This window comes from Aquabacterium sp. (assembly GCF_036273115.1).
Lineage (GTDB): Bacteria > Pseudomonadota > Gammaproteobacteria > Burkholderiales > Burkholderiaceae_C > Aquabacterium.
Window position 1 is genome coordinate 43,812 of sequence record NZ_DASUIN010000017.1, and the last position, 24,349, is coordinate 68,160.

Genomic DNA, 24,349 nt, shown 5'->3' on the forward strand with positions numbered 1-24,349 from the left:
GTTCGGGGCGAACCACAGACAAACCTTTTTTTGCGGCGCAGCAACCACGTTGCATCTTATGCCCGCAGGCAAGCGCAGCGGCTGTCGTCATAATGACTTCATGCTCTGGATCAAAGCCTTTCACATCATTTTTGTCGCCAGCTGGTTTGCGGGCCTGTTCTATCTGCCTCGGCTGTTCGTGAACCTGGCCATGGTGCCGGCAGACAGCCATGCCGAACGCGAACGGTTGCTCCTGATGGCGCGCAAGCTCTACCGCTTCACGACCATCCTGATGGTGCCTGCCCTGGTTCTCGGTCTGGTGCTGTGGCTGTACTACGGTGTGGGCAAGGGGCCGGGCCAGTGGTGGTTGCACTTGAAGCTCTTGCTGGTTGTGTGCGTGATCGGTTACCAGCATGTGTGTCGCAAGCACCTGCGTGAATTCGAGGCGCTCAAGAATCGACGCCCTCACAAGTGGTTCCGCGTGTTCAACGAGGTCACGGTGTTGCTGTTCATGGCCATTGTGATCCTGGTCGTCGTCAAACCATTTTCGGGTTGACCTGCCCCGGGTGATCGCATGTCTGTGCACCGCAGTTCCGCCTGGCCGCTGACCTGGGTCGCGCTGACGCTGATCACCTACGCCACCCTGCACCCCTGGAGCGGCTGGCATTGGCCCGAACCGCAGGCGTTTTCCTGGGTGTTGCCCAAGCTGCCCCATGAGGTGCTCAACGACCTCATTGGCAATTTGCTCGGCTACCTGCCTTTGGGTCTGGTCATGTGCCTGGCGTTTCTGCGCAGCGGGGTGGGGGCGTTGCGCGCCGCCTTGATGAGCGTGGCATTTGGCTCGGGCTGGTCTTACAGCCTGGAGCTCATCCAGTACGCGCTGCCGGCTCGGGTGCCCTCCATTTCCGACTGGACCCTCAACACCCTGGGCGCCGCCTGGGGGGCCTTGGCCGCGGTCACCATTCACGCGCTGGGGTTGGTCGACGTCTGGCACCGCTGGCGCGAGAAATGGTTCATTCCTCAAGCAGGGCATGGCCTGGCCCTGATCTGGCTGTGGCCGCTGGGCCTGTTGTTTCCTCCCCCCTTGCCGCTGGGGCAAGGTCAACTGTGGCCGACCTTACGGGTCCATCTGGTCGAGTGGACGCGTGACACCCCCTGGCAGAGCTGGCTGCTTCCCGATGACCCTTTGCTCCTGTGGGGGCAGTTGCACGAAACGGCTGTGCGCCCGGAGTGGCTGGGGTGGAGTGAAATCGCCACTGTGGCCTTGGGCCTGATGGCGCCCATGTGCGTGGCCTGTGCGTTTGCTCGGCCTCGGGTCACGCGCATGCTGTTGCTGACCGGCGCGGTGCTGGTGGCGGTGGCGACCACCACGGTGTCCACGGCGGTGAACTTTGGTGTTCAGCATGCCTTGACCTGGGTCAGCGTGCCGGTGGTCTGGGGCTTGTTGTTGGGCTCATTGGGTGGGGTGGTGCTGGTTGATCGCGCTCGAACCACCTGCGCGGCCTTGGGTGTGGTTGTGCTGCTGGGTTTGATCGGTTTGATTCACCTGGCACCCGTCGACCCCTACTACGCCCAGACCCTGCAGGCCTGGGAGCATGGCCGCTTCATACGTTTTCACGGCCTGTCGCGTTGGTTTGGCTTGCTGTGGCCCTATGTGGCCTTGACCTGGCTGCTGGTGCGCCTGTTTCAGCGCGACGGCGGAGCTTGATTCAGATCCCGGCGCGCCGCCGCGGGTGTGCCTACAATGCCTGCCATGAGCTATTACCAGCGACACATCTTTTTCTGCCTGAACCAGCGCATCAACGGCGAAGACTGCTGCGCCGATCGCGGCGCCAAGGCGGGCTTTGATCACTGCAAGACCAAGGTGGCGGCAGCAGGGCTCAATGGTCCGGGCAAGGTTCGGGTCAACAAGGCTGGTTGCCTCGACCGTTGCGCGGGCGGGCCGGTTGCTGTGGTCTACCCCGAGGGGGTCTGGTACACCTTTGTCGACAACGCCGACATCGACGAAATCGTGGAGCGTCATCTCGTCAAAGGCGAGGTGGTCGAGCGTCTGGTCCTGCCCCCCGACGTGGGCCGTTGATCGCCTGACTCGAACATGCTGGGGCGTCCTGCATCCGAACTGATCGATGGGCCCGCTGGTGCGCTGGAAGTGGTCGTGGAAGACCCCGCAGATGCGCCGCGCGGCCTGGTCGTGGTCGCCCACCCTTTGCCGACCATGGGCGGCACGATGGACAACAAGGTGGTTCATACCTTGGTGCGCGCCTTTGTGCAGTCGGGCTGGCGGGCGGTTCGTTTCAATTTCCGAGGGGTCGGCCGGTCGGCTGGCACCTGGGATGAGGGGCGCGGCGAATCGGCCGACCTGATGGCGGTGGTGGCGCATTTTCGCCAGGCGCCAGACCTGGTGGGGCGGCCTCTGGCGCTGGCGGGCTTTTCCTTTGGTGGCTTCGTGGCCGCGCAAACCTTCGTGCGGCTGCAGCAGGCGCAGGCTGGGCGCAGCGAAACCGTGGCGGCCGATCGCCTGGTGTTGGTCAGTCCAGCCACCAGCCGTTACAGCGTCCCCGCTGTGCCGACCGATACCCTGGTCGTCGAGGGCGAGGAGGATGATGTCGTGCCGCTGAGCAGCATCCTCGAATGGGCTCGACCCCAGGGCCTGCCGGTGACGGTGGTGCCAGGCACCGGCCATTTTTTCCACGGACAACTGGGCACCCTGCGTGACGTGGTCAAGCGCCACATTGCCGCATGGGCCGGGGCTTGATATCCCGGCGCGCGCCCCCATTTGCTTCGCATGTCACTTTTCTTTGCACGTCGTCGCGGCCTGATCTGGGCCCTTGGGCTCCAGGCCGGCTTGCTGGCCGCGCTGTCGAGCGGCCCCAGTGTGGCCGGTGAGTGGCGCTTCACCGAGCCCAGCGCCAGCATGCCGGCGCCGCCCGAAATTGCCGCGCGCGCCTTCGTGCTGCAAGACCTCGCGACGCACCAGACCCTGGCCGCCCGCAATGCCGATCAGCGGGTCGAGCCCGCCTCGCTGACCAAGCTGATGACGGCCTACCTGGTATTCCAGGCGTTGCGCGACGGCAAGCTCGAACTCAAGCAAGCATTGCCCGTGTCTGAGCGGGCGTGGAAAACAGGGGCCAGCAGCGCGACTCGCAGTTTTCTGGTGCGCGACAGCCGCGTTCCCGTGGACGACCTGCTCAAGGGCATGATCGTGCAAAGCGGCAACGACGCTACCGTGGCTTTGGCCGAAGGTGTGGCGGGCAGCGTCGAGGCCTTCGTTGAGCGCATGAACCGACAGGCGCAGGCCTTCGGTCTCAAGAACACCGTGTTTCGCAACCCCGAGGGCTTGGCTGCGCCCGGCCACGTCAGCACTGCTCGCGAGCTGTCTATCATTGCCGCTCACCTGGTGACCGATTTCCCGCAGTCGCTGAGCTATTACAGCCTCAAGGACTTCGGTTACAACGGGGTCAAACAGCCCAACCGCAATTTGCTGCTGTGGCGCGATCCGACGGTGGATGGCCTGCAAACCAGCTTTACCGACTCATCAGCCTATGGTCTGGTGGCCACGTCACGGCGGGAGGTGGCCGGCGCGCCCAGGCGCCTCATCAGCGTGTTGATCGGCGCGACCTCGCCCGAGTCGCGGGCCAACGAAAGTCAGAAGTTGCTGAATTGGGGACACGGCGCGTTTGACGTGGTCAAATTGTTCGACGCGCGCCAGACCGTGACCACGGCCCCCGTCTGGAAAGGCCAGTCAGCCGATGTCCGCCTGGGGCGGCCTGAGCCCTTGTTGATCGTGGTGCCGAGAGGGCAAGGCCCCTCGCTCAAGACCACCGTGACGCGCCAGGACCCTTTGCTGGCCCCGATTGCCCAGGGGCAGAAGGTGGCCACACTCAAAATCACCTTGTCGGGCCAGCCCTGGCAGGATGTGCCCCTGACCGCCCTCGATGCCGTGCCCAGCGCCGGCTGGTTGGGCCGCGCCTGGGACGCACTGCGTCTGGGCCTGAAATGATGGAACGCTTTGCCATGAACCAACCAGTCAACCCTCGCATTCCGCCGGAAGAGTCGCTGATCCAGTACCCTTGCGCTTTTCCCATCAAGGTCATGGGCACCCATGTCGAGACATTTGTCGAGGCCGTGGTGGCCATCGTCGTCGAGCATGACCCGACGTTCGACGCCGCCACCCTGGTGCGTCGGCCCAGCAGCAGCGGCAATTACCTGGGGCTGACCGTCACGGTCACGGCCACCAGCCGCGAACAACTCGACAACATCTATCGGAACCTGACCGGGCATCCCCTGGTCAAGTATGTGCTGTGAGGGCGGCGTAAGCCCTGCCCGAAGCTGTCACGCCCCACGCATACAATCATCGTCGTTCTGGCCGGTGCTGCCCGTGAGGGACATCGGCCCTTTGTTTGAAGGAAGATCCTGTGTTTATTTCTGACGCTTACGCCCAAGCTGGTGCCGCGCCTGCCGCTGGTGGCGGCATTGCCCAATTCCTGCCACTGATCCTGATGTTCGTGGCCCTGTACTTCCTGATGATTCGTCCGCAGATGAAGCGCCAGAAGGAAACCAAGGCCATGCTCGAGGCGCTGGCCAAGGGCGACGAAGTGGTGACCCAAGGCGGCGTGGTCGGCAAGATCACCAAGCTGGGCGACACCTTTGTGAACATCGAAGTGGCCAACAACGTCGAGCTGCAAGTGCAGCGCGTCGCGGTCATTCAGGTCCTGCCCAAGGGCAGCTATAGCAAGTAAGCCGCCGCTGGCGCGCTCGCATCACGAGTTCTGAAGGACCTCGATCATCATGAACCGCTACCCTTGGTGGAAATACCTGATCCTTGCCGTGGCTTTGCTCATCGGCCTGATCTACACCTTGCCCAACTTTTTCGGCGAAGCGCCGGCCGTTCAGCTCTCCAGTGGCAAGGCCACGGTCAAGCTGGGGGCCGAGGCGGTCAGCCAGGTTCAGGCTGCGTTGAAGCAGGCCGGGATCACGGCTGACTTTGTTGAATTCGAAGGCAACTCCATCAAGGCGCGGTTCAAAGACACCGACACCCAGATCAAGGCCCGTGATGCGATCACCAAGGCCTTCAACCCAGACCCAGCCGACCCGCACTACATCGTGGCTCTGAACCTGCTGTCGCGCTCGCCCCAGTGGCTGCGCGCCTTGCATGCGCAACCGATGTACCTGGGTCTGGACTTGCGCGGTGGCGTGCACTTCCTGATGCAGGTCGACATGAAGGCGGCGCTGACTCAGAAAATCGAGAGTCTGACAGGTGACATCCGCACCCTGTTGCGCGACAAGGACATCCGTCACAGCGGCATCCGTCGCGAAGGCGACAGCGTCATCGTGCGCTTCCGCGAGGCTTCGATTCGCCAGGCCGCGCGCGTGGTGCTGCAAGACTCGGTGGCCGACCTGCAATGGGCCGACGGCACCGACGCGGGGTCGCAAGACGTGACCCTGGTGGGCAGCCTCAAGCCGCAGTCGACCCGCACCATTCAAGAACAAGCGCTCAAGCAAAACATCACCACCCTGCACAACCGAATCAACGAGTTGGGCGTGGCCGAGCCCGTGATCCAGCAACAAGGTCTGGACCGCGTGGTGGTGCAATTGCCTGGTGTGCAAGACACCGCCAAGGCCAAGGACATCATTGGCCGCACGGCCACCCTGGAAGTGCGCATGGTGGACGACAGCGCTGAGGCCATGGCCGCCATCAACGGTGGTGCCGTGCCCTTCGGCGCCGAGCGCTATCAGGAGCGCGGTGGCATGCCCATCATCGTCAAGCGCCAGGTGGTGCTGACCGGCGACAACCTGACCGATGCGCAGCCTGGCTTTGACGAAAACCACGAAGCCGCCGTGCACCTGACGCTCGATGCGCGTGGTGCGCGCATCTTCCGCGACATCACCCGCGAAAACGTGGGCAAGCGCATGGCCATCCTGCTGTTCGAAAAGGGCAAGGGTGAAGTCGTCACGGCGCCGGTCATTCGCGGTGAAATCGGCGGCGGCCGTGTGCAAATTTCCGGTCGCATGAGTACCGAAGAGGCGGCTGACACCGCCCTGCTGCTGCGCGCTGGCTCGCTGGCGGCACCGATGGAAATCATCGAAGAACGCACCGTCGGCCCCAGCCTGGGTGCCGAAAACATTGCACAGGGGTTCAACAGCCTCATGTACGGCTTTGCGGCCATCGCGGTCTTCATGATCGCGTACTACCTGCTGTTTGGCTTGTTCTCCACGCTGGCGCTGTCGGTCAACCTGCTGTTGCTGGTGGCCGTGCTGTCGATGTTGCAAGCCACCCTGACCCTGCCTGGCATTGCGGCGATCGCCTTGACCCTGGGTATGGCCATTGACTCGAACGTGCTGATCAACGAGCGGGTGCGGGAAGAGCTGCGCAACGGCTCGGCGCCGCAGTCGGCCATCGCGGCGGGCTATGAGCACGCCTGGGCCACCATCCTGGACTCGAACGTGACCACCTTGATTGCGGGCGTGTCGCTGCTGGCCTTCGGTTCCGGCCCGGTGCGCGGCTTTGCGGTGGTGCACTGCCTGGGCATCCTGACGTCGATGTTCTCGGCCGTGTTCTTCTCGCGTGGCCTGGTCAACCTCTGGTATGGCCGTCAGAAGAAACTCAAGAGCGTGTCCATCGGACAGGTCTGGAAGCCCCAGGAATAAGAGGGAGACACCATCATGGAATTTTTCCGCATCAAGCGCGACATCCCCTTCATGCGCCACGCGTTGGTGTTCAACGCGATCTCCTTCCTGACCTTTGCGGCCGCAGTGTTCTTTCTGGTCACCCGGGGCCTGCATCTGTCCATCGAGTTCACCGGCGGTTCGCTCATTGAAGTGCAATACGCCCAAAGTGCCGACTTGGGCAAGACACGCACAGCGGTCGAATCGCTGGGACTGGGTGAAGTCCAGGTGCAGAACTTCGGTACCTCGCGCGATGTGCTGATTCGCTTGCCCCTGCGTGGCAACATGAAGCAGACCGAGCTGGTGTCCAAGGTGTTTGGCGCCCTGTGTCAGGCCGAGCAAGGCCAGATTCAGACCAAAGAGTCGGACAAGGGGCCAGCGCAGGTGTGTGTGACGGCCAGCAACACCAGCCCTGTGACTCTGCAGCGCAGCGAGTTCGTGGGCCCGCAGGTGGGCGACGAGCTGGCCCGTGATGGCGCTCTGGCGCTGGGCGTGACCGTGCTGGGCATCATGATCTACTTGGCCTTCCGCTTCGAGTGGAAGTTCTCGGTGGCAGCCATCATCGCCAACCTGCACGACGTCATCATCATCCTGGGCTTTTTCGCCTTCTTCCAGTGGGAGTTTTCGCTCTCGGTGCTGGCCGCTGTGCTGGCGGTGTTGGGATATTCGGTCAACGAATCGGTGGTGATCTTTGACCGGATTCGCGAAGCCTTCCGCAAGTACCGCAAGCTCAGCACCAGCGAGGTCATCGACCACGCGATCACCAGCACCATGAGCCGGACCATCATCACCCACGGCAGCACCGAAATGATGGTGCTGGCCATGCTGATTTTTGGTGGTCCGACCTTGCACTACTTCGCTCTGGCTTTGACCATTGGCATTCTGTTCGGCATCTATTCGTCCGTCTTCGTGGCCGCTGCGATTGCGATGTGGCTGGGGGTGACCCGAGAAGACTTGGCGAAAAGCGCCAAAAAAGACGTCGATCCCAACGATCCCCACGCTGGCGCCGTGGTGTAGAGTGGTGTGACGAGTTGATTACAACCCCGGGCGGTCACGTTTTTTTCAAGCCGCCCATGCCGCCACTTTCATGACGCCTGGTCCGAACCGCGCGCTGGCCTCCTTGGCCCGCTCCTGCTACCTGGATGCCCTGATGCGAGGGGGGGCGGGCTTCGTCCACGCCTGCTCGGAGGGGGCGCGTCGACTGGCGTCGCAGGCGGGTGAGCCTTCGCTCAATGCCCGCCGCCGCGATCTGGTGCTGGATCTGACGCCGGCCTTGTCGGCCTGGCAATTGGGGTTGGAGCAACGCATCAACGATGCTTTGCAGATTTTGCGCTCGGGCCGGCCGCTCGACTCCCGCATTGAAGGGTCTTCGACCTGGGGCCCGGTCGGGCAGTTGTCGCTGGTAGACGACAGTGCCATCGAGCGTGGCTTGATGGTGTCGAACCTGGCGCAAGCGATCTCCGACCTGGCTGGGTCGGAATACACCGATCTCAGCTCGCGTCTGCAGTCCGTCAGTGGTGCTGCGGCAGCGGGGGAGTCGACCGAGGCTGCGGGTGATGTACTGCGCCCGCAGACCATTGCGCGCTGGGCCATGGACAGCTGGGTTGCGGCGGGGCTGACTGCCTCGCACTGGTCGACGCTGCAAAACGTTCTGCATACCGAAGCCGCGCAGTGGGCCCAGGAGGCCTATCACGAGGCGAATCGCTTGCTGCTGGACAACGGCGTGTGCCCTGAGGTGGATCTGCGGCCGTTCATCCGCCGAGCCCGAAGCACGGGGCCGATTGTTCAGGCGGCACGACCTTCCCCGGGGGTGCTCGGAGCGGGCATGCCCGGCACTTTGGGTGGGGCAGACGCTGGCGGTGCCATGGCATCGGGGCCGGGTCTGATCACCCGACCTTCAGGCAACAGTGGCCTGCAGCCGTTGGGGCAGCCCTACGACGAAACGCGCCTGATGACCCAGGCGCAGGGATTCTCGCCTCGCGCGGTGGCCCAGGCGCAGATGACCCTGGGCAAACTCAATCAGGTCGTGGCCCGACAGGTGCCAGACTTTGACCCGACTCAGGCGGTCTCGGCCGGCGCGCCGGTTGTGGGCGTCAGTCCAGGCTTGGGGCAGGCGATTTCGGCTGCGCAGCACGTCTTGCAGCAGCACACTCGCTCCGATGCGGTGGGGGTAGCCAGTTCGCCTGCCGCCCTGGTGCACGACCTTCAGCAAAGCCGACAGTTGCTGAAGAAGGCAGCGGCCACACCCGTGGAGCGGGCGACCATCGAAGTGGTGGCCCTGCTGTTCCAGCACATCCTGACCGAAGAGCGCCTGCCTGCCTCCATCCGGGTCTGGTTTGCGCGCTTGCAGATGCCGGTCTTGCGGGTGGCGGTCAGTGAGCCCGATTTTTTTGCCACCTTGAACCATCCGGCTCGCGCCTTGATTGACCGCATGGGCTCGTGCGTGATGGGGTTCGCGTCGGGAGAGCAAGGCAACGAAGGCGCCTTGCATCAGGAAATCCGGCGCATTGTGCAGGTGGTCGAGGCCTACCCTGACACAGGCCGGCGTGTGTTCCAGACGGTGCTGACCGAATTCGAGAAGTTCCTCGAGCGCTACTTCCGTGATGAAAACGAAGCCAGCCGCAAGGGGGTTTCCCTGGCCCAACAGGTTGAGCAACGCGAGACCTGGGCCATTCAGTACACCATCGAGATGCGCAAGATGCTGGAAACGGTGCCTGTGCATGAAGGTGTGCGCGAGTTCCTGTTCCGAGTCTGGGCCGATGTGCTGGCGCACAGTGCGGTGCAGACCAGCCCCTCTAGCCCGGAAACGCGTGCGCTCAAGCGTGCGGCTGCCGATCTGATCTGGTCGGCCAGCGCCAAGACCTCGCGCGAAGAGCGAGCGGATGTGTTGCGCCGACTGCCCCCGCTGCTCAAGACCGTGCGAGAGGGTATGGCCCGAGCAGGCTTGTCGCAAGACAAGCAAGACGAGCACATCCATTCATTGAACTCGGCGCTGGCGGCGGCCTTCTCGGCCCGCTCGGCGGCCATTTCGTCGGCGCACTTGCAGGCAGTCACCGAGCGCCTCGATGCGCTCGATGAGATCCTGCCCAATATCGCTGACATCGAACTCGACGAGCAAACCCTGCGCGATCTGTCGGGGCATGAAAGCGATGACCTGGAAATCGTGGCGGAGGGCGGCACCATGCCGACGCCCGCCATGCTGGGGTGGGCTCGTGAGTTGCACATCGGTTCTTGGTTCCAGCTTGACTATCGTGGCAAGCAAGAGCCGGTTCAGCTGGTCTGGCACGGCTTGCAGAAGCAGCTGGCCTTGTTCGTGACGCCTGCTGGCCGCGGCATCTTGTTCCAGTTGCACCGGTTGGCCTCCTTCCTCCAGGCCGGACTGTTGGTGCCGGTTGAAGAGGAAACGCTCACCACGCGTGCCACGCGCGATGCGCTGGCCAAGCTGGACGCCGATCCGGAGCGTTTGCTGAGCTGAGCCTTGCCCGGGCCACATGGCGGCCCTGGGTCATCCTCACGTCTGACTGGTCTCGGGCTGCATGGAGGTGGCTGCCGGGATCGCACGGCGACGTTCGATTTCGTGTGCTTGAGCGCGGCGCGTCAGTTCTGCCCGGACAGACTCGTGGCTGCGGCTGTGCTCGCTGAGCAGCGCGGCAAAGCGGTCTTCTGGCATGGGACGCCCCAGGTAGAAGCCTTGGCATTCGTCGCAACCGTGGTCTTTGAGGAAAGTGGCCTGTTCGGCCGTTTCCACCCCTTCGGCCACAATGCCGACTTCCAGGCGATGTCCCATCGCGATCAAGGCGCTGACCACGCGGCTGTCGGCCTCGGAGTGCGGCACGGCCGTGAGGAAACTGCGGTCGAGTTTGAACCGATCGACCGGCAATTCGCGCAGGTAGGCGAAGCTGGAGTAGCCCACACCAAAGTCATCAATTGCGATGCTGATGCCGAGTTGCCGCAACTGGTTGAGCAAGTCGGCCGCCCGTAACGATTCGCGCACCACCACGCTTTCGGTGATTTCGAGTTCCAGGGCGGCAGGGGGCAGGCCTGTGTCGCGCAGGGCGGCGGCCACCACGGTCATCACATCGGGGTGTTCAAGCTGGACTGCCGACAGGTTCACCGCCACGCGCAATGGCCAGCCCGTCTGTTGTCGCCATTCTTGCGCTTTCTGACAGGCTCGGCGCAGCACCCATTCGCCCATGCTGACGATCAGGCCAGACTCTTCGGCCAGCGGAATGAACTCGGCGGGGGGCACCAGTTTGCCGCGATGCTCCCAGCGCAGCAGCGCTTCCACCCCGGTGATGCCGCCATTGCCGCAGTCGAACTGAGGCTGGAAGTGCAGGCGCAGTTCGTCCCGTTCCAGTGCTTTGTAGAGATCGTTTTCCAGCTCGAGCGACTCAGGCGAGGGGCTCTGGGCCTGGGGGCTGAACACGGCCACCCGGTTGCGCCCGGCGTTCTTGGCCTGGTACATCGCCAGATCGGCATGACGCATGAGGGTGATGGCATCGCGACCGTGATCCGGATAGAGCGCCAGCCCAATGCTGGGGGTGATGCGCAGTTCGTGTGAGCCGACCTTCATGGGCTCGGCGAACAGGTCCAGTACCTTGTGCGCCACGCGCTCGCCATCGCCGATTTCAGAGATGCGCGGCAGCAGGACCACGAATTCGTCGCCGCCCAGCCGCGCCACGATGTCTGACGTGCGCATGGCACTGCGCAAGCGGCGGGCCACTTCAATCAGGATGCTGTCGCCCACATGGTGGCCCAGCGTGTCGTTGAATTTCTTGAAGCGGTCCAGATCCAGGAACATCATGGCCATGTGCAGGCTCTCGCGCTCAGCCTGCTGCAAGCTGGTCTTGAGGAGGTCCTGCAACATATTGCGGTTGGGCAGCGCGGTCAGCGCATCGTGCATGGCCACGTGTTGGAGCTGATCTTCGGCATGACGGCGTTGGGTCACGTCGTGGGCCATGGCCAGGTAGCCGGTCAGGCGTCCGGCCTCGTCGGTCAGCACATTGACGAGGATTTCCGCCACGATCGACTGTCCATCGGCCCGAATCAGGGTCCACTCGGTGGCGGCGCCGGGAGACTGTTCGGCCAAGTAGGGCAGCACCTGCAGCTTGTCGACGGGTTGGTTGAGCCGGATGGACAGCATTTGGGCGCGGGACGCGACCTGCTCGGGGTCAAAGAAGCGTTGGGTGGTACTGCGGCCAACCAGATCTGCCGACGAGTAGCCCAGCAGGGCTTCGCCAGCCGGGTTGATGGCCTGGATGACGCCATGGGGGCTGAGCATGACGATGGCGTACGGCGCGTTGTGCACGATCACGCGGCGCATTTCATCGACCTCGTTGAGCTGGCGCTGCGCTTCCAGCACGGCCCGTTCGGCGGATTGCTGGGCACTCAGGTCGCGCAAGACGGCGATGTAGACCTTCTCGCCGTCGGTTTCCATGCTGTTGACCGATAGGTCGAGAGGGAAGCTGTGTCCATTGACCCGAACGCCTTCGGTGCGGTGTCCGACACCGTCCAGGCCCACGCACTGGGTGGACAGAAAGTCACCGATGTCTTCGTAGCGCCCTGCCGCAGGAATGAGCTGCCCCAGATGGCGGCCGACCATGTCGGTGCGGGCGTAGCCGAAGATGTGGCACATGGCCCTGTTCACGCTCAGCAGGTGTCCTGAGGTGGACACCGTCATGATGCCGTCAATGGTGTGATCCAGCACGGAGCGCAGATGGGCTTCGCTTTGACGAGCCTTGTTGCTCAGATCCAGCGCCATGCGGGTGGCGCGGCTGTGCTTGTAGGCGGCGTTGCGCAACAGCAGCCCCAAGGCTGCGGTGGCCGTCAGACCTCCCAGCATCAAAGCCAGGGGGAAGGGGCGCAACCAGCTGGGTTCTGGGCCGCTGCCAGCCGCATGCCAACTGGCCCAGGCACTCAGAAGGGCGCCGCCCGCGAGCGCGAGCCAGGCTCTGGCTTTCAACCAGCGTGATTCTCGACGGGCTTGGAGGATCTCAGACAGCATGAAAACAAAACCGATACAGACAAGAGCACCCTGGCTTTCCGGGGTGTTCCGCTGTATCGGCTGTCGGCTGTCCTTCCTTGAACAAAGGCGCAGAGCGCCTGAGGGTATTAATGCGCGACTGTGAGGGAATCAGGCGTTGCGCGCCATGGCCATGAGGCGCGCAATGCGCTCCTCGGTCGAGGGGTGCGTGGCGAACAGACCCTTGATGCCCTCGGCCGACAGCGGGTTCATGATCATCATTTGCGCTGTTTCGGGGTGAGCCTCGGCCGCCTCCAGCGGAATGCCGCGGGCATAACGCTGGATTTTGTCGAGCGCGCTGGCTAGGGCGCGTGGGTCGCCGCTGATTTCAGCGCCGCCGCGGTCGGCTTCGAATTCGCGGGCGCGGCTGATGGCCATTTGAATCAGGCTGGCGGCCAAGGGGGCCAGAATGGCCACGGCAATGCCGGCCAAGGGGTTGGCTGGGCGGCCTTCCTGGTCGCGGCCGCCGAAAAACATGGCGAAGTTCGCCAGCATGGAGATGGCACCGGCCATGGTGGCGCTGATGGTGCTGATCAGGATGTCGCGGTGCTTCACGTGGGCCAACTCGTGCGCCATCACGCCGCGCAGTTCGCGCTCACTCAACACGTCGATGATGCCCGTGGTGGCTGCCACGGCAGCGTGTTCGGGGTTGCGGCCGGTGGCAAAGGCATTGGGGGCGGCCTCGTCAATCAGGTACACGCGGGGCATGGGCAGGTTGGCGCGCTGAGCGAGTTCCTGCACCATGGCGTAAAAGCGCGGCGCGGTCTGGGCGTCGACCTCGCGTGCGTTGTACATCTTGAGGACCATCTGGTCTGAAAACCAGTAGCTGAAGAAGTTCATGCCCAGGGCCACGACCAGGGCCAGCATCATGCCGCTGCGCCCCCCGATCACGCCACCAATGGCCATGAACAGGGCGGTGATGGCCGCCATCAGGACGGCAGTTTTCAACATGTTGAACATGGTGGGGGCCTCCTGACCCCGAAAAAGACTGAGCGTCAAACAACCGGCCACCGTGGGTAGCCCAACTCTTAGATGCGGGCAGAGCCCCGAAAGTTCAAGTCAGCCCGCGCTCAGGCGGGGCCCAGATGGCGCGGCAATTCGCCTGCGGCGTGCAGAAAATCGCGTGCGGGGATGCGCTTGCCGCCTGGGCGCTGAAGGGTATGCAGGGCCAGGGCCTGTTCGCCACAGGCCACCACCAAGGTGTCGCCCTGAGCGTGCAGCACTTCCCCCGGGACGCCGGAGCCGGGCACCACACTGGCAGACCACAGCTTGATGGTCTGCTCGCCCAGCGTGAAGGTGCAGCCGGGGAAGGGGTCAAATGCGCGGACACGGCGCGCGAGGGTGGCCGCAGGCAGGTGCCAATCGATGGCGGCTTCGGCCTTGTCGATCTTGTGGGCGTAGGTGATGCCTTCGGCGGGTTGTGGGGTGGCTTTCAAGCCCCCGCAAGCCGCCAGCTCCAGGGCTTCCACGATCATGCGCCCGCCCAGGTGGGCCAGTCGGTCGTGCAACACCGCCGTGGTGTCTTCGGGCCGAATGGCATCTTTTTCGATCAGAAGCATGTCGCCGGTGTCGAGCCCGGCGTCCATTTGCATGATGGTGATGCCGGTTTCGGCGTCGCCCGCTTCAATGGCGCGGTGAATCGGAGCCGCACCACGCCAGCGCGGCAGCAGCGAACCATGGATGTTCAGGCAACCCAGGCGGGGCAGGTCAAGCACCCACTGGGGCAGGATCAGCCCGTAAGCGGCCACCACCATCACGTCGGGTTGAGCCGCTTGCAGCGCGGCTTGGGCCGCACGGGCTTCATCGGGGTACTTGCCGTCCAGCTTCAGGCTGGTGGGTTGGGACACGGCAATGCCATGCTCCAGTGCCAATTGTTTGACGGGCGAGGCCTGCAGTTTCATGCCGCGTCCGGCTGGACGGTCGGGCTGGGTGAGCACCAGGGGCACCGAAAAACCGGCCTGCAAAATGGCATGCAGCGCTTCGCGGGCAAATTCGGGGGTGCCAGCGAAGGCAACTTTCAGCGGGGCGCTCATGGGCTTATTGCTCGTCGCGTGCGCGTTTGGCCAGTTTGGTTTTGATGCGGTTGCGCTTCAGCGGCGAGAGGTATTCCACAAACACTTTGCCTTGCAGGTGATCGAGTTCATGTTGCACGCACACCGACAGCAGGTCGTCGGCGGCAAACTCGTACGTCTGGCCTTCGCGGTTGAGGGCGCGCACCTTGATACGGGCGTGGCGGTGAACCTTGTCGTAAATGGTGGGCACCGACAGGCAGCCTTCTTCCCACACGATCATCTCGTCGCTCACCCAGGTGATTTCGGGGTTGATCAGCACGCGAGGCTCGTTGCGTTCTTCGCTGGTGTCGATCACGACCACGCGCTCGTGCACGTCGATCTGGGTGGCCGCCAGGCCCACGCCTTTGGCGTCGTACATGGTTTCCAGCATGTCGTCGACCAGTTTCTTGATTCGGTCATCGACCTGCGCGACGGGTTTGGCCACCGTGTGCAGGCGTGGATCGGGAAACTGAAGAATGGGCAGCAGGGCCATGGTGGAATAAAACTCAGCGTGAAATTGTGGACACGGCACCACGAGCGGGCCGTTAAAAGAAAAGACTCGCCCCGTAACACCGGGCAATTTTCATTGCGACGGGTTGAAGTTTGCGGGCAGAATCAAACGATCAATGTAGAGATTTTGCCGAAACTGTGGAATCCCTGTTGGGGGAAATCTTTTCGGCGGGTAATCGGAGGCTGTATTCATGACTCAGCGCTTGCTGTCCCAAGGGCAGACACATGGTCGTCAAGTCCGTCCTGGCACAACCATCATGCGAGGCCTGGTGGCTTCGGCTTTGGCCGTGTGGGGGCTCTCGGTGACGCAACTGAGCCACGCTCAGGCCAATTATCCCGTTTCCGCGCAACAAAAGGCGACGGCACAGCAGGTGGCCGACACAGGCGTGCCGCTCAGCGAGCTGGCGCCCAATGCGCCTGACTCTTATACCGTCAAGCGCCGCGACACCCTGTGGGACATCTCCAAGCTGTTCCTGAAGTCGCCCTGGCGTTGGCCAGAGCTGTGGGGCATGAACCTCCAGCAGATCAAGAATCCGCACCTGATCTTCCCTGGCCAGATCCTGTATCTGGACAAATCGGGCGGCAAGGCGCGTTTGCGCGTGGCCCAGCAAGTGGGCACCACCGTGGGGCCCAATGGCACCGTCAAGCTGGCCCCGCGCGTGCGTGAAGGGTCGCTGGATGACGCCATCACCACCGTGCCCGTGCACTTGCTGGAGTCGTTCTTCAACGAAGCCGTGATCTTTGACAGCAGCGAAGAGCTGCTGCGTGCGCCCCGCGTGGTGGCCACCCAGGAAGGCCGCGTGATGCTGTCTCGGGGTGAGACCGCCTATGTGCGCGGCGACATCGGTGGCCGCCGTGACTGGCGCCTGTTCCGCGAACCCAAGCCGCTGCGCGACCCCACCACCCACGAGGTGCTGGGCTATGAAGCGGCCTATGTGGGCACCCTGGAGTTGCAACGCGAAGGGTTGGAAGGCACGGGCGCCGATGGCCAGCCGGTGGTCATTCCTTCGACCTTCATGGTGACCTCGATTCGTCAGGAAGCCACCACCGGTGACCGCCTGGCCCCGGTGCCCCCGCGCGAGTTCGACAATCTGGTGCCTCATGCGCCCAAGCAGGACATCGGTGGCCAGATCGTGTCGATTTATGGCGAGTCCCTGTCGGCGGGCCAAAATCAGATCGTGACCCTCAACCGTGGCTCGGCTGAAGGCCTGGAGCGCGGGCATGTGCTGGCCTTGTGGCGCGATGGCGTGAAGACCAAGGATCAAACCACGGGTCAGGTCATCAAGCTGCCCGACGAGCGCCATGGTCTGCTGTTCGTGTTCCGGGTGTTCGATCACATGTCGTATGCCCTGATTCTGAACGTGCAGGAACCCGTCAAACCGGGGGATCGGTTCACCCAGCCTTGAGGGCTTGATCGGGTGTAGGCTATCGCCCGATGGATCGAGAAGAACTGAGTGCCTGGCTGCGCCTGAGTTTGACCCCGGGCGTGGGCCGGGGCACGGCGCGTCGTCTGCTCGCGGCCTTGGGTTCGCCGCAGGCCATTTTCACAGCGTCGCCTGAAGCCTTGAAAGCCGTGGTGTCTGTGCGGGATGCGCAGGCGCTGGCCACTCCCCCCGAAAACTTGCCGGATCAGCTGGAACTGACCTGGGCCTGGTTGTGCGAGGGAATTATGCCTGTGGGTACCCAGCGCGCCTTGCTGACCCTGGCTGACAGCCGCTACCCGCCCATGCTGTTGCAAACAGCCGATCCGCCTGTGCTTTTGTTTGCGCAGGGCCGACTGGATTTGCTGACGCGACCTGGTGTGGCCATGGTGGGCAGCCGCAGCCCCACGGCACAGGGGCGCGACAACGCTCAGGCCTTTGCGAAGGCCCTCAGCGCAGCGGGGGTGACCGTGGTGTCAGGCCTGGCGCTGGGGGTGGATGGCTCGGCGCACGAGGGGGCGCTCGCGGCCTTGGCTGCGCCCGATGCCACTGGAGCCGGCAGCACCATTGCCGTGGTCGGCACGGGGCTGGATCGAGTCTACCCAAGTGAGCACAGAGACCTGGCGCACCGCATTGCCCGCGAGGGGCTCATGCTCAGCGAGTTCCTGCTGGGCACCAAGCCGCGTCCGGGGCATTTCCCCTTGCGTAACCGCATTGTGGCGGGGTTGTCGCGTGGCACGCTTGTCGTGGAAGCGGCCCTGCAGTCGGGGTCTTTGATCACGGCGCGGCTGGCGGGAGAAATGGGGCGCGAGGTGATGGCCATTCCGGGCTCCATTCATTCGCCGCAGGCCCGCGGCTGCCATGCCTTGATCAAGCAAGGGGCCAAGCTGGTTGAGACGGCGCAAGACGTGCTGGAAGAACTGCAGCTTCAGTCGCCAGTGGTGCCCGGGTCAGCCGGCGCATGGGAGGCGTCCGTCGATGATTCGATGAACGCGACAGATGACCGCATTGAAGCCGACCCCGTTCTGGCCGTCATGGGCTTCGATCCGGTCAGCCAGGAGGCCCTGTCAGCCCGAACCGGCATGGGGCCCGCCGAGCTGGGCGCCAAGTTGTTTGAGCTGGAGTTGTCGGGGCAGGTTGCGCGTTTGCCGGGACAATTGTTCCAGCGTACCGCTGCAGCGTGAGAAGCAGGATGTTGATCAAAAATCTGGGCCGAGGTGTGCCCTACGAACCCACCTACCAGGCCATGGCCGCCTTCACTGAGGCGCGTGGGCCTGACACACCTGATGAGCTGTGGGTGGTCGAGCACCCCCCCACCTTCACCCAGGGCTTGGCCGGCAAGGCCGATCATGTGCTGTTCAACCCGGAAGGGCCCAACCACATTCCAGTGGTGCAAACCAACCGCGGCGGGCAGGTGACGTACCACGGCCCTGGGCAGGTAGTGGCCTACCCCCTGGTCGATTTGCACCGGCAGGGCATTTACGTCAAAGAATATGTGTTCCGTCTGGAGCAGGCCATCATCAAGACACTGGAAACCTTTGGCGTGACGGGGCACCGGGTGGGTGGCGCGCCGGGCATTTATGTGAAGGTCGATGACCCCTTTGGCCACAGCGCTCTGACCGAGCCGCGTGACCCGCGTGACCCGTTTCGAGGGCTGGGCAAGATTGCAGCCCTGGGTATCAAGGTCAGCCGGCATTGCACCTACCACGGTGTGGCGCTGAATGTGGCGATGGACTTGTCGCCCTACGATCGCATCAACCCTTGTGGCTACGCGGGCATGCGCACCATCGATCTGGCCAGCGTAGGGGTGCAGGCTGCTTGGGACGATGTGGCCGCTGAACTGGCACGCCGGCTCGACAGTTACCTGACGCCCTGAGGCTTTGTCGTCCTTTTTCGGCTGTGCGGTTGAGCTGAATGGTCTAAAGTGGCGACTTGGGCGGCGGTTTCGAGGCTGCCCGAGGTTCTTTCATGTCTGACGCCACCACGCCCGAGTCCTCTCCTTCTCAGCCCGCAGCCCCTGCGGCTTACGACCCCACCGCCAAGCAAAAGGCCCAGGCCAAAACGGCTCGCATTCCGATCAAGATCGTGCCGGCCGAGGAAGTGCTGCGCAAGCCCGAGTGGATTCGTGTGAAGGCCGGGTCGCCGTCAACCCGCTTCTACGAGATCAAGCAGATCCTGCGCGAGAACAAGCTCAACACCGTGTGTGAGGAGGCTTCGTGCCCGAACATTGGTGAGTGCTTCGGCCATGGCACGGCCACATTCATGATCATGGGCGACAAGTGCACACGCCGCTGCCCCTTCTGCGATGTGGGCCATGGTCGCCCCGACCCGCTGGATGTGAACGAGCCGGTCAATCTGGCCAAGACCATCGCCGCGCTCAAGCTCAAGTACGTGGTGATCACCAGCGTGGACCGTGACGATTTGCGCGATGGTGGGGCCGGGCACTTCGTGGAGTGCATTCAGCAAGTGCGGGCGCAGTCACCGCAAACGCAAATCGAAATCCTGACACCCGATTTCCGTGGGCGCATGGACCGTGCACTCGACATCCTGAAGGCCGCCCCGCCCGATGTGATGAACCACAACCTGGAAACCGCGCCCCGTCTGTACAAAGAAGCTCGCCCCGGGTCCGACTATCAGTTCAGCCTGAACTTGCTCAAGCGCTTCAAGGAAGCGGTGCCAGGCGTGCCCACCAAGAGCGGCATCATGGTGGGCTTGGGTGAGACCGACGAAGAGGTCTTGCAGGTGATGCGCGACATGCGCGAGCATGGCATCGACATGCTCACCATTGGTCAGTATCTGGCGCCCTCCGGTCACCACCTGCCGGTGCGCCGTTATGTGCACCCCGATACCTTCAAGATGTACGAGGAAGAGGCTCGCAAGATGGGCTTCACGCATGCCGCCGTGGGCGCCATGGTGCGTTCGTCGTATCACGCCGATCAGCAGGCCGCCAAGGCGGGCGTGACCGCCTCCTGACCGCTGGGCCCTGAGCGCTTGACTCAGGGGTGGGTATTCAACGCCCGGGTCAGCAGGGCCTCGGCCATGGCTTGTTCCGCGACAAGCCATTCCCCGTCGATGTCTTGCGCCAGGCGCTGAGCCTCCTCTGCGTTGGCGCTGCAGGCCAGGAGGCGAACCGTCGGATTGAGGGTGCGCGCGATGTCGGCCATCTGGCGAATGCGCATGCTGTCGCTGTCGGTGATGATCAGGATCGAGGCGCGGGCAATGTGCGCTTGAATCAACACCGCGGGGTCGGTGACATCACCGCAGACGGCAGGGATGTGCTGCGCGCGCAAGGACTCTACGCGCTCCCGGTCGGCGTCGGCCACCACGAAACGGCGCTGTTGTGCACTGAGTGCCTGGGCAATGCGTTGCCCCACCGCGTCGTAGCCTGCCAGAACGATTTGATGCGTCAGGCTGGATGCGTCGACCGAATCGGGTAGCTGGGCCAGCGGGTCATCGCGATGATCGAGTTGCATCGCCCATTGCGATCGGCTTTTGAGCCAGTTCAGCAGCGGCTGCATGGCGCTAAACAGGGCCGAATTCAGGGCAATCGAAACGAGCGCGCCGGCCAGAATCAGGTTCTGGCCCTCCTGGGTGAGCAAGCCCAGGCTCATGCCCACGCCAGCCAGAATGAATGAGAACTCGCCGATCTGTGCGAGGCTGGCCCCGACAGTCAGCGCCGTGCTCAACGGGTATTTGAACAAGAGCACCAGCGCGACCGCCGCCAAGGTCTTGCCGATGAGGATGATGCCGACCACCGCCGCGAGTTTGCCCGGTTCCTGCAGCACGAAGGCTGGGTCGAAGAGCATGCCCACGGACACGAAGAACAGCACGGCAAAGGCGTCGCGCAGGGGCAGTGATTCATCGGCGGCGCGGTGGCTGTACTCGGAGCCCTGCATCATCATGCCGGCGAAGAAGGCGCCCAGGGCAAACGAGACGTCAAACAGTTTGGCTGCGGCAAAGGCGACGCCCACCGCGCAGGCGATCACGCACAGCGTGAACAGTTCGCGCGAGCCGGTGCGAGCCACCCACCACAGCAGCTCGGGCAGCACCCGTTTGCCCACGATCATCATGGTGGCGATGAAGGCGGCCACTTTGGCCAGGGTCAGCCCGATGGTTTGCCATAGCGCCGCATCAGGCGCTGATGCGGCCGGGGGTGCTACCGAGCCTCCAAGCAAAGAGGCAAATGCGGGCAGCAGCACCAGCACGAGAACCATGACGAGGTCTTCCACCACCAGCCAGCCGATCGCGATGCGGCCGTTGACGGTTTCCAGCAAGCCGCGCGCTTCCAGGGCCTTGAGCAGAACCACGGTGCTGGCCACCGACAGGCACAAGCCGAAGACCAGGGCCTCGCCGAGGGGCCAGCCCCAGTAATGGGCCGTCAAGCCGCCCATTGTCATGGCCACAACAATTTGAACAATCGCGCCGGGAATGGCAATGCGCTTGACCGACAGCAGATCGGCTACAGAGAAGTGAAGACCGACGCCAAACATCAGCAGCATCACCCCGATCTCGGCCAGCTGGCTTGCCAGGCTCATGTTGGCAACGAACCCGGGGGTGGAGGGGCCAATCGCCACGCCGGCGAGCAAGTAGCCCACCAGCGGAGGCAGGCGCAGCTTGGCTGCGATGAAGCCGAACACCATGGCCAGGGCGAAGCCAGCGGCCAAAGTGGAAATCAGGCTGATGTCATGTGGCATGCGAAAACGGGTCCTCCTCGGACCCGTTTGTACACGATCTGGTTTGACCCTCTGGGGTTCAAGGCGCTTTGCGCAAAACCTTCACCTTGTTGTTCACCTTCGAGGCCTGCACATAGCCAATCGCGTCAGGCGTGTTGGCAACAAACTGCAGCACGGCCTCGTCGTCATCCAGGTGGGTGGGGGGCTTGAGCCCACCCGTGAACACGTTGCGCGCCCAGATCTTGCGCACTTCCTTTTCCGGTTTGTTCAGCACCTGAACGTGGAACTCCTCGGCCAGGCTGCCATTTTTCTGTTCGATGGGGGTGGCCGGTGCGCCTCCAGGGAAGGTCTTGATCTGCCCCAAAAACAGCTTGGCTATCGATTCATCGTCGATCACGGCCTTGTTGCTGGGGTGCACGATCACGGCGACCTGGGCCTGAACCGCCGGGGCGGCCAGAGTCAAAGCGAGAGCGAGGGCTGCCAGGTGTGGCAGAGATGGCATGGCAATGGACATGGTCCGGACTCCCTGATGTTTTTAAAAGACCGTGTCGTACGACACCGAGATGGCGTTCGAGGTGCCAACGAAGTAGGGCGCGGTGCCGGGGCCCGACAAGTCCTTCGATCGGTCGAGCTGAATCTTCACGTCGCTGCGCTCGTTGATGTCGTAGCGCAGGCTCAATGACATCACCTTCTCGGCCTGAACCGTCTCGTGGTCTTGCGGGTTGTGTTCGCCATAGCGTGTGAAGGTGGCCATGGGAATGAAGTCGCCCATGCGGTAGCCCAGCGCCAGCATGTAGGCACGCGAGCGGTAGCTGTAGTGGCTGCGGTCAAACACGCTGTATTCCGAACGGAACAGCCAGTTGTTGTAGTCGATGTTCAAGGCTGCGCCGTAGATGTTCTGGCGCTCGGTGCTGCGGTCGCTGTCTTCGGTCGGGGTGACGCGGGTGCGCACGCCATCGGTCTTGTCCCACTGTTGCACCTGCGAGGTGATGTAGTTGAAGCGCAGGGTCAGCCAGTCGCGTGTGAGTTCCAGGTCTGCACCCATGATGTTCTTCCAGGTCACATCTTGCGGGCTGGCGTAGTAGATGCGGCTGAAGCGGTTGTCTTTGGTGCGTTCGCTGCCGGTGAAGAAGTTGGACTTGGCCGCCCAGCCCTTCCAGTCGTCGCGGTAGGTGGCGTTCACGCCGTTGTAGTTGACGATTTCCCAGCCGTACAGATCGGTGGGCACACGGGCCCAGTTGAAGGCATAGCCCACATCCTGGAACTCGGAGTAGAAGTACAGGGGCAGGCGCTTGCGGCCGGCTTGAATGGTCCAGTGAGGCGAGGCTTCGTATGACAGGTAGGCCCACTCCAGGTCGGTCTTGATGCCATCCACGCCACGAGCCACCACTTGGCCGGTGGCCGACCACTGGGTGTTGAAGCTGTAGGTGCCTTGCAGGCCGATCTTGCTCTCGGTGCCGACACTCCAATGGGGTTCGTAGAGGGCGCCCTGGCCGTAGTCGGCAATGAAGCAGGGGCAGTCGTAATGGTCGTTCAGGCGTTCGGTGCGGGAGCCGCTCATGACCTTGCCGATGGCTGCAGTGGCGAAACCCGAGTAGGTGAAGTCGCCGGCCTGGGCGTGCAGTGCGGTGCCGCCAACCAGACTCAGCGTCAGCAGAGACAGGGAAACAGACTTGCTGGAACGGGAACTCATCGGGACTCCTGGCAGTTTCAACTGGGGCGACACAACGCCCCTTGGTCTCCCCTTTTCGGTGCAATCGCGGCTTGCTTGAGTTCCACAATGAAAAAAGGACCCCGAGGGGTCCTGTTTCACGACAGCTTGTCCGATTTACTTGAACCAGGAGAGGATGCGTTGCCACAGCTTCTTGAAGAAGCCGGCTTCCTCCACTGGTTCCAAGGCCACCAGAGGCTGTTCGCCAAACACCTGACCATCGACGGTGACCACGACCTTGCCCAAGGTGGCACCTTGGGCGATGGGCGCAGTGATGTTGGGCAGGAGCTGGACTTCCGACTTGACGGCGCCAGCCTGGCCGCGCGGCACGGTGGCGATGAAGTCTTTGGCCACACCCGCGTTGACCTCATCGACCTTGCCGAAGCGCACGGGGGCCTTGGCCAAGCTCACGCCGGCGCTGACGGGCTTGACGTTTTCCCAAGTGGCAAAGCCCCAGTTGAACAAGGCGCGGGTCTGGTCAGCGCGGTCTTGCATGCTCTTGGTGCCCATGACCACCGAAATCAGTCGCATGCCGTTGCGCTTGGCCGAGGCGGTCAGGCAGTAGCCCGCTTCAGCCGTGTGACCGGTTTTCAGGCCGTCGACCGTCGGGTCGGTATACAACAGGGCGTTGCGGTTGCCTTGCTTGATGCCGTTGTACTTGAACTCTTTTTCAGCGTAGATGCCGTAGTACTCGGAGCTGTTGCCAATGATGGCGCGCGCCAGGATGGCCAAATCTTGTGCCGAGGCCTTGTGGGTGGGGTCGGGCAGGCCGGTGGCGTTGGCAAAGTGGCTGTTCTTCATGCCCAGCTTGGCGGCTTCGGCATTCATCAGCCCGGCAAACGAGGCTTCGGTGCCGGCGAGGTGCTCGGCCACGGCCTTGGAGGCATCGTTGCCCGACTGGATGATGATGCCGCGCAGCATGTCGAGCACCGAGGCCGACCCGTTGAGGGGCAGGTACATGCACGACTCGGCGCTGGTGCCGCGACACCAGGCGTTTTCACTCACACGCACCTGGTCGTCCGGCTTGAGTCGACCGGACTTCAAGGCCTGCTCGACGAGGTAGCTGGTCATCATCTTCGTCAGCGATGCGGGGGGCAGAGGTTGCTGCGCATTGCGTTCAGACAGGATGCGGCCAGAATCAAAGTCCATCAGGACGTAGGCGGTGTTGTCCAGGGCTGGGGGGGCGGCCACGGCCACGGCAGACCAGGCTGCAACAGGGGCCAGCAGGCTCAGAGCCAGAACGCTCAGATGCTTCATGTCGGTACTCTTGGTTTCGCGAAGTTCGGGCGGCGAACGGTGCCGTTGCGGCCGCCAAG

The 24,349-nt window shown here is 63.3% G+C and carries 22 protein-coding genes; 14 read left to right on the forward strand and 8 right to left on the reverse strand.

Annotated features, from left to right (window positions below; all coding sequences use genetic code 11):
- Positions 1-100 precede the first annotated feature (100 nt).
- The 10 genes from VFW72_RS06525 to VFW72_RS06570 all read left to right on the forward strand — a co-directional run bounded on the left by VFW72_RS06525 (position 101) and on the right by VFW72_RS06570 (position 10,120).
- On the forward strand, positions 101-535 hold the full coding sequence (locus VFW72_RS06525; RefSeq protein WP_329673473.1) for a CopD family protein: 435 nt from the start codon (positions 101-103) through the stop codon (positions 533-535).
- Positions 536-553: 18 nt separating this feature from the next.
- A complete protein-coding gene (locus VFW72_RS06530) occupies positions 554-1,687 on the forward strand; it encodes a VanZ family protein (protein ID WP_329673474.1) in 1,134 nt (377 codons plus the stop codon).
- 36 nt (positions 1,688-1,723) lie between these two features.
- The gene (locus tag VFW72_RS06535) at positions 1,724-2,059 is read left to right on the forward strand and encodes a (2Fe-2S) ferredoxin domain-containing protein (RefSeq protein ID WP_414638780.1); all 336 of its coding nucleotides are present in this window, start codon (positions 1,724-1,726) and stop codon (positions 2,057-2,059) included.
- Between the two features lie 15 nt (positions 2,060-2,074).
- Positions 2,075-2,734, forward strand: coding sequence for an alpha/beta hydrolase (locus VFW72_RS06540; protein WP_329673476.1), 660 nt, complete (start codon positions 2,075-2,077; stop codon positions 2,732-2,734).
- A 30-nt stretch (positions 2,735-2,764) separates the two neighbouring features.
- A complete protein-coding gene (locus tag VFW72_RS06545) occupies positions 2,765-3,979 on the forward strand; it encodes a D-alanyl-D-alanine carboxypeptidase family protein (protein WP_329673477.1) in 1,215 nt (404 codons plus the stop codon).
- Between the two features lie 14 nt (positions 3,980-3,993).
- On the forward strand, positions 3,994-4,284 hold the full coding sequence (locus VFW72_RS06550) for an HP0495 family protein (RefSeq protein WP_329673478.1): 291 nt from the start codon (positions 3,994-3,996) through the stop codon (positions 4,282-4,284).
- 110 nt (positions 4,285-4,394) lie between these two features.
- A complete protein-coding gene (gene yajC / locus VFW72_RS06555) occupies positions 4,395-4,718 on the forward strand; it encodes a preprotein translocase subunit YajC (RefSeq protein WP_329673479.1) in 324 nt (107 codons plus the stop codon).
- 49 nt (positions 4,719-4,767) lie between these two features.
- The gene (gene secD, locus VFW72_RS06560; protein ID WP_329673480.1) at positions 4,768-6,627 is read left to right on the forward strand and encodes a protein translocase subunit SecD; all 1,860 of its coding nucleotides are present in this window, start codon (positions 4,768-4,770) and stop codon (positions 6,625-6,627) included.
- A 15-nt stretch (positions 6,628-6,642) separates the two neighbouring features.
- Positions 6,643-7,662, forward strand: coding sequence for a protein translocase subunit SecF (gene secF, locus VFW72_RS06565; RefSeq protein ID WP_329673481.1), 1,020 nt, complete (start codon positions 6,643-6,645; stop codon positions 7,660-7,662).
- A gap of 70 nt (positions 7,663-7,732) precedes the next feature.
- The gene (locus tag VFW72_RS06570) at positions 7,733-10,120 is read left to right on the forward strand and encodes a DUF1631 family protein (RefSeq protein WP_329673482.1); all 2,388 of its coding nucleotides are present in this window, start codon (positions 7,733-7,735) and stop codon (positions 10,118-10,120) included.
- A 36-nt stretch (positions 10,121-10,156) separates the two neighbouring features.
- Here VFW72_RS06570 and VFW72_RS06575 read toward each other — a convergent pair whose 3' ends face one another.
- From VFW72_RS06575 to def, 4 genes are all read right to left on the reverse strand, one after another.
- Entirely contained in the window at positions 10,157-12,649 is a 2,493-nt protein-coding gene (locus VFW72_RS06575; RefSeq protein ID WP_329673483.1) for a sensor domain-containing protein, read from the reverse strand.
- Between the two features lie 129 nt (positions 12,650-12,778).
- Positions 12,779-13,627, reverse strand: a complete 849-nt coding sequence (htpX, locus tag VFW72_RS06580; protein WP_329673484.1) for a zinc metalloprotease HtpX — start codon at positions 13,625-13,627, stop codon at positions 12,779-12,781.
- Between the two features lie 110 nt (positions 13,628-13,737).
- A complete protein-coding gene (gene fmt, locus VFW72_RS06585; RefSeq protein WP_329673530.1) occupies positions 13,738-14,688 on the reverse strand; it encodes a methionyl-tRNA formyltransferase in 951 nt (316 codons plus the stop codon).
- Between the two features lie 16 nt (positions 14,689-14,704).
- Positions 14,705-15,211: a peptide deformylase gene (gene def / locus VFW72_RS06590; RefSeq protein ID WP_329673485.1), complete on the reverse strand. Its 507-nt coding sequence runs from the start codon at positions 15,209-15,211 to the stop codon at positions 14,705-14,707.
- A 274-nt stretch (positions 15,212-15,485) separates the two neighbouring features.
- Between def and VFW72_RS06595 the strand changes: the two genes are divergently transcribed.
- The 4 genes from VFW72_RS06595 to lipA all read left to right on the forward strand — a co-directional run bounded on the left by VFW72_RS06595 (position 15,486) and on the right by lipA (position 19,622).
- On the forward strand, positions 15,486-16,634 hold the full coding sequence (locus VFW72_RS06595) for a LysM peptidoglycan-binding domain-containing protein (protein WP_414638782.1): 1,149 nt from the start codon (positions 15,486-15,488) through the stop codon (positions 16,632-16,634).
- 29 nt (positions 16,635-16,663) lie between these two features.
- The gene (gene dprA / locus VFW72_RS06600) at positions 16,664-17,833 is read left to right on the forward strand and encodes a DNA-processing protein DprA (RefSeq protein WP_329673487.1); all 1,170 of its coding nucleotides are present in this window, start codon (positions 16,664-16,666) and stop codon (positions 17,831-17,833) included.
- An 8-nt stretch (positions 17,834-17,841) separates the two neighbouring features.
- Entirely contained in the window at positions 17,842-18,525 is a 684-nt protein-coding gene (lipB, locus tag VFW72_RS06605; protein WP_329673488.1) for a lipoyl(octanoyl) transferase LipB, read from the forward strand.
- A gap of 92 nt (positions 18,526-18,617) precedes the next feature.
- The gene (lipA, locus tag VFW72_RS06610; RefSeq protein WP_329673489.1) at positions 18,618-19,622 is read left to right on the forward strand and encodes a lipoyl synthase; all 1,005 of its coding nucleotides are present in this window, start codon (positions 18,618-18,620) and stop codon (positions 19,620-19,622) included.
- Between the two features lie 23 nt (positions 19,623-19,645).
- Here lipA and VFW72_RS06615 read toward each other — a convergent pair whose 3' ends face one another.
- The 4 genes from VFW72_RS06615 to VFW72_RS06630 all read right to left on the reverse strand — a co-directional run bounded on the left by VFW72_RS06615 (position 19,646) and on the right by VFW72_RS06630 (position 24,290).
- Positions 19,646-21,343: a cation:proton antiporter gene (locus VFW72_RS06615; RefSeq protein ID WP_329673490.1), complete on the reverse strand. Its 1,698-nt coding sequence runs from the start codon at positions 21,341-21,343 to the stop codon at positions 19,646-19,648.
- Between the two features lie 58 nt (positions 21,344-21,401).
- Positions 21,402-21,836 carry a hypothetical protein gene (locus tag VFW72_RS06620; RefSeq protein WP_329673491.1) on the reverse strand — a complete coding sequence of 145 codons (435 nt, stop codon included), beginning with the start codon at positions 21,834-21,836 and terminating at the stop codon, positions 21,402-21,404.
- A 21-nt stretch (positions 21,837-21,857) separates the two neighbouring features.
- Positions 21,858-23,015: a hypothetical protein gene (locus VFW72_RS06625; protein ID WP_329673492.1), complete on the reverse strand. Its 1,158-nt coding sequence runs from the start codon at positions 23,013-23,015 to the stop codon at positions 21,858-21,860.
- Between the two features lie 135 nt (positions 23,016-23,150).
- Positions 23,151-24,290, reverse strand: coding sequence for a D-alanyl-D-alanine carboxypeptidase family protein (locus VFW72_RS06630; RefSeq protein ID WP_329673493.1), 1,140 nt, complete (start codon positions 24,288-24,290; stop codon positions 23,151-23,153).
- Positions 24,291-24,349 lie beyond the last annotated feature (59 nt).

Bases quoted from the DNA above. Each gene is read 5' to 3' on its own strand.
- VFW72_RS06525 (WP_329673473.1), top strand. From the start codon at position 101: ATGCTCTGGATCAAAGCCTTTCACATCATTTTTGTCGCCAGCTGGTTT.
- VFW72_RS06530 (WP_329673474.1), top strand. From the start codon at position 554: ATGTCTGTGCACCGCAGTTCCGCCTGGCCGCTGACCTGGGTCGCGCTG.
- VFW72_RS06535 (WP_414638780.1), top strand. From the start codon at position 1,724: ATGCCTGCCATGAGCTATTACCAGCGACACATCTTTTTCTGCCTGAAC.
- VFW72_RS06540 (WP_329673476.1), top strand. From the start codon at position 2,075: ATGCTGGGGCGTCCTGCATCCGAACTGATCGATGGGCCCGCTGGTGCG.
- VFW72_RS06545 (WP_329673477.1), top strand. From the start codon at position 2,765: ATGTCACTTTTCTTTGCACGTCGTCGCGGCCTGATCTGGGCCCTTGGG.
- VFW72_RS06550 (WP_329673478.1), top strand. From the start codon at position 3,994: ATGAACCAACCAGTCAACCCTCGCATTCCGCCGGAAGAGTCGCTGATC.
- secD (WP_329673480.1), top strand. From the start codon at position 4,768: ATGAACCGCTACCCTTGGTGGAAATACCTGATCCTTGCCGTGGCTTTG.
- secF (WP_329673481.1), top strand. From the start codon at position 6,643: ATGGAATTTTTCCGCATCAAGCGCGACATCCCCTTCATGCGCCACGCG.
- VFW72_RS06570 (WP_329673482.1), top strand. From the start codon at position 7,733: ATGACGCCTGGTCCGAACCGCGCGCTGGCCTCCTTGGCCCGCTCCTGC.
- VFW72_RS06575 (WP_329673483.1), bottom strand. From the start codon at position 12,649: ATGCTGTCTGAGATCCTCCAAGCCCGTCGAGAATCACGCTGGTTGAAA.
- htpX (WP_329673484.1), bottom strand. From the start codon at position 13,627: ATGTTCAACATGTTGAAAACTGCCGTCCTGATGGCGGCCATCACCGCC.
- def (WP_329673485.1), bottom strand. From the start codon at position 15,211: ATGGCCCTGCTGCCCATTCTTCAGTTTCCCGATCCACGCCTGCACACG.
- VFW72_RS06595 (WP_414638782.1), top strand. From the start codon at position 15,486: ATGCGAGGCCTGGTGGCTTCGGCTTTGGCCGTGTGGGGGCTCTCGGTG.
- dprA (WP_329673487.1), top strand. From the start codon at position 16,664: ATGGATCGAGAAGAACTGAGTGCCTGGCTGCGCCTGAGTTTGACCCCG.
- lipB (WP_329673488.1), top strand. From the start codon at position 17,842: ATGTTGATCAAAAATCTGGGCCGAGGTGTGCCCTACGAACCCACCTAC.
- lipA (WP_329673489.1), top strand. From the start codon at position 18,618: ATGTCTGACGCCACCACGCCCGAGTCCTCTCCTTCTCAGCCCGCAGCC.
- VFW72_RS06615 (WP_329673490.1), bottom strand. From the start codon at position 21,343: ATGCCACATGACATCAGCCTGATTTCCACTTTGGCCGCTGGCTTCGCC.
- VFW72_RS06620 (WP_329673491.1), bottom strand. From the start codon at position 21,836: ATGTCCATTGCCATGCCATCTCTGCCACACCTGGCAGCCCTCGCTCTC.
- VFW72_RS06625 (WP_329673492.1), bottom strand. From the start codon at position 23,015: ATGAGTTCCCGTTCCAGCAAGTCTGTTTCCCTGTCTCTGCTGACGCTG.
- VFW72_RS06630 (WP_329673493.1), bottom strand. From the start codon at position 24,290: ATGAAGCATCTGAGCGTTCTGGCTCTGAGCCTGCTGGCCCCTGTTGCA.